Annotated in this window: 3 protein-coding genes; all 3 read left to right on the top strand. The window is 64.9% G+C overall.

From position 1 onward, the window contains the following. Nucleotides 1–951 (top strand): acetyl-CoA C-acyltransferase (locus ACQKQA_RS29675; protein WP_427564723.1); only part of this gene is annotated, 951 nt, incomplete at its 5' end. 132 nt (nt 952–1,083) lie between these two features. Continuing rightward, entirely contained in the window at nt 1,084–2,100 is a 1,017-nt protein-coding gene (locus ACQKQA_RS29680) for a class I SAM-dependent rRNA methyltransferase (RefSeq protein WP_427564724.1), read from the top strand. A gap of 113 nt (nt 2,101–2,213) precedes the next feature. Further along, nucleotides 2,214–4,394, top strand: a 2,181-nt coding sequence (locus tag ACQKQA_RS29685) for a DUF748 domain-containing protein (protein WP_427564725.1), incomplete at its 3' end; no start/stop codon positions are given.

Here is a 4,394-nt window from a genome sequence, read left to right on the forward strand (position 1 = left end):
CACGCCGTGCCGGCCCTGACCCTGAACAAGGTCTGCGGCTCCGGCCTCAAGGCCCTGCACCTGGGCGCCCAGGCCATCCGCTGCGGCGATGCCGAGGTGATCATCGCCGGCGGCCAGGAGAACATGAGCCTGGCCAACTACGTGCTGCCCGGTGCCCGCACCGGCCTGCGCATGGGCCACAGCCAAATGATCGACACCATGATCAGCGACGGCCTGTGGGACGCGTTCAACGACTACCACATGGGCATCACCGCCGAGAACCTGGTGGACAAATACGGCATCAGCCGCGAAGCCCAGGACGCCTTCGCCGCCGCCTCGCAGCAGAAGGCCGTGGCCGCCATCGAAGGCGGGCGCTTCGTCGATGAGATCACCCCGATCCTGATTCCCCAGCGCAAGGGCGAGCCCGTGGCCTTCGCCACCGACGAGCAGCCCCGCGCCGGCACCACCGCCGAGGCCCTGGGCAAGCTCAAGCCGGCGTTCAAGAAAGACGGCACGGTCACCGCCGGCAACGCCTCGTCGCTGAACGACGGCGCCGCCGCGGTGCTGCTGATGAGTGCCGCGAAAGCCCGTGCCCTGGGCCTGCCGGTACTGGCGAAGATCGCCGCCTACGCCAACGCTGGGGTCGACCCGGCGATCATGGGCATCGGCCCGGTCTCCGCCACCCGCCGCTGCCTGGACAAGGCCGGCTGGTCCCTGGAACAACTGGACTTGATCGAAGCCAACGAAGCCTTCGCCGCCCAGGCGCTGTCGGTGGGCCAGGAGCTGGGTTGGGACGCCAGCAAGGTCAACGTCAACGGCGGCGCCATCGCCCTCGGCCACCCGATCGGCGCCTCGGGCTGCCGGGTGCTGGTGACCCTGCTCCACGAAATGCTCAAGCGCGACGCCAAAAAAGGCCTGGCTACCCTGTGCATCGGTGGCGGCCAAGGCGTGGCCCTGGCCATCGAACGCTAACCTCCACGGTTTCTGTAGGAGCGTCGACCGGCCGCTCCTACAGACAACAGAAGCCCACCACCGCGCGCCTCGCCTACAAGCACTAAACGAAGCTGGTAAACTGCCCCGCCCAATCATTCGCAAGGCGCCCGCATGTCTTCCTTGAACCAGGCGCTGCGCGCCGCTCTCGATCGTCGCCAGGACCTGCTCGTCGAGCTGCACCAGCAAGGCACCGATTGCTATCGGCTGTTCCATGGCAGCCAGGAAGGCGCCGGGGGCCTGACCGTCGACCGTTACGGCCCACAGCTGCTGGTACAGAGTTTTCACCAGCCCCTGGAACGGGACGCCCTGCTGCAACTGCAGGAAACCATTCACGAGCACCTGGGCCTGGACACCCTGCTGGTCTACAACGACCGCTCCCAGGGCAATTCACGCATCGACCGGACCGACCCGGTGTACCGTGCCGAAGAAGACGCGCTGCAGGACCTGGTCGGCCACGAATGGGGGCTGAACTATCGGGTGCGCGGTCGCCATGCCGGCCAGGACCCGCTGCTGTTTCTCGACCTGCGCAACGCCCGCGGCTGGGTCAAGGCTCATAGCGCCGGCAAGAGCGTGCTCAACCTGTTCGCCTACACCTGCGGGGTCGGCCTGAGTGCCGCGGCCGGTGGTGCCCGCGAGGTGTGCAACCTGGATTTCGCCGAAGGTAATCTGGCGGTCGGTCGCGAGAACGGCCAGCTCAATCCACAACTGCCGGCCATGCAATTCGTGCAGTCGGATTACTTCCCGGCTATCCGCCAACTGGCGGGCCTGCCCATCACTCAGCGCCGCGGGCAGAAGCTGCCCAGCTACCCACGCCTGGAACAGCGCCAATACGACCTGGTGCTGCTCGACCCTCCGGCCTGGGCCAAGAGTGCGTTCGGTACGGTCGATCTATTGCGCGATTATCAGAGCCTGCTCAAACCAGCCCTGCTGGCCACCGCCGACAATGGCGTGCTGATCTGCTGCAACAACCTGGCGAAGGTGGCGATGGATGACTGGCGCGAACAGGTGCTGCGCTGTGCCGAGAAAGCCGGGCGCCCGGTGCGCGAATGGCAGGTGCTGACACCCGGCAGCGACTTCCCGTCCATGGACCGGCAGCCGCCGCTCAAGACCCTGATCCTGCAGCTCTGATCCCTGGCGGGGAATCTGAACAATCCTGTTTGCGACAGCCAGGGGGTTGTTTCGGAACCGGAAACGCGTGCCATACTCCAACGCACTTCCGATCCAGACAGATGAAGCCTCGCATGACCAAAGGATTGATTCGCGCTCTCGGCGCCTTGTTGACCGCTCTCGCCCTTTACAGTCTGTTGGGCTTTCTGATTTTGCCGGGCATTGCCCTGCGGGTGGCCAATCAACAACTGGCCCACTACGCGACGGTCCCGGCCAAGATCCAGCGTATCGAACTCAATCCGTTCAGCCTCGAACTGACCCTCTGGGGCCTGAATATCGGCGAGCCGGGCAAGGATCAGGTGGCCTTCGAACGGCTTTACGCCAACCTGCAACTGGACAGCCTGTGGACCCGCGCACTGCACCTGGCGGATGTCGAGCTGGACAAACCCAAGACCGAAATCCTGTTCGCCAAGGACGGCAAGCTCAACCTGCTGGGCCTGTTCAATCTGCCCGCCAGCGAACCCACTCCGACCGATCCCGAGGCCAAGCCGTTTCCGCTGCGTATCGAGCGCATCAAACTGGCGGGCGGTTATGTGCACTTCGAAGATGTACGTCCCAGCGAGCCCATCGAGTTCCTGTACGACAAGCTCGATCTGGAACTGAAGAACCTCAGCACCCTGCCCGACGACAACGCCGACATGACCCTGGTGGCCGCAGGCCCCGAGGGTGGGCAGATCGACTGGAGCGGCAATTTCAGCCTGACGCCGATCGCCTCCGAAGGCACCCTGAAAGTCACCAACGGCAAGATGAAGCTCTGGTGGCCCTATGTGCGTGATGCGGTGCCCCTGGTTCTCGAAGACGGCGTGCTGAACCTCGACACCCACTACAAGCTGAACCTGGCCAAGGAAACCGAATTGCTGCTCAGCGATGCCTCGGTGAGCATCGCCCCGTTCGCCATCAAGGCTCCCGATGGCCGGCCACTGGCCCGCCTGGAGCGCCTGGACGTCAGCGAAACCACGGTCGACCTGGCCAAGCAGCAAGTGGTGGTCGGCAAGATCCGCAGCCAGAAACTGGAAACCTGGGCCGCCCTCGAAGCCGATGGCCAGCTGGACTGGCAGAAACTGTTCGCCAGCCAACCGGCCAAGCCTGCGGCCAAACCCGCTCCGGCCGCCGCCGATACTCCGCCACCGGCCGCCCCGGCGCCGAGCAAGCCCTGGCAGGTGCTGCTCAAGGACGTGCAACTGCGCAATTACCAGGTACACCTGGCGGACCGCAAGGCCAAGCCGGCCGTGGCCCTGGAGGTCGGCCCGCTGAACCTCGACGTGCAGAACTTCGACAGCCTCAACCAGTCGCCTTTCAACCTCAAGCTCGACACCGGGCTGGGTAAACAGGGCAAGGTCCTCGCCAGCGGCGTGGTCAACCTGCAGCCGGTCACGGCCAAGCTGGCAGTGCAAACCAGGGACATCGACCTGCGGGTCGCCCAGTCCTACATCAGCCCGTTCATTCGCCTGGAACTGCGTAGCGGCATGCTCGGCAGCGACCTGGCGGTAGACCTGAAAAACATCGATCCCCTGACCTTCAGCGTGACCGGCCGCGCCCAGGTAGACCAACTGCACACCCTGGACACCCTGAAGACCCGCGACTTCGTGAAATGGCAGCAACTGGTGCTCGAAGGCCTGAACTACCAGCATGGCAACAGCCTGGCGATCGACAAGGTCAACCTGCAGCAGCCCTATGCGCGCTTCATGATCAACGATGACCGCACCACCAACATCGATGACCTGCTGATCCCGCAACCGGCCGACAGCGCGCCGAAGACCGCCGCCAAGCCGGCCGCCAGCCAGGAAAAACCCCTGGGTATCCATATCGGCCAGATCGCCATCAAGGACGGCTCGGCCAACTTCGCCGACTTCAGCCTGACCCCCAACTTCGCCACGGCCATCCAGCAACTCAACGGCCAGATCGGCACCATCGACAGCCGCGAGGCGAAGCCGGCCAGCGTCGATGTCAAGGGCAAGGTCGACCGCTATGCGCCGGTCACCATCAAGGGCAGCGTGAACCCGTTCGACCCGATGGCCGCGCTGGACATCGCCACCAGTTTCAAACGCGTCGAACTGACTACCCTGACCCCCTATTCCGGCAAGTTCGCCGGGTACCGGATCCGCAAGGGCCGGCTCAACCTCGACCTGCACTACGTGATCACCAAGGGCCAGCTCAAGGCTACTGGTTTTTCTGCCCGAAAAGCCATCCCGTGGTGCCGGAGCCGGTGGCGCCCGCGCCCGTCGAGACTCCCGCCAAGGCAGCGGAACCGGTCG

Source organism: Pseudomonas sp. NPDC089530 (assembly GCF_050280705.1).
In the GTDB taxonomy this organism is placed as follows: domain Bacteria; phylum Pseudomonadota; class Gammaproteobacteria; order Pseudomonadales; family Pseudomonadaceae; genus Aquipseudomonas.

Excerpts from the sequence above, each read along its gene's own strand:
- ACQKQA_RS29680 (WP_427564724.1), top strand. The coding sequence starts at position 1,084 with ATGTCTTCCTTGAACCAGGCGCTGCGCGCCGCTCTCGATCGTCGCCAG.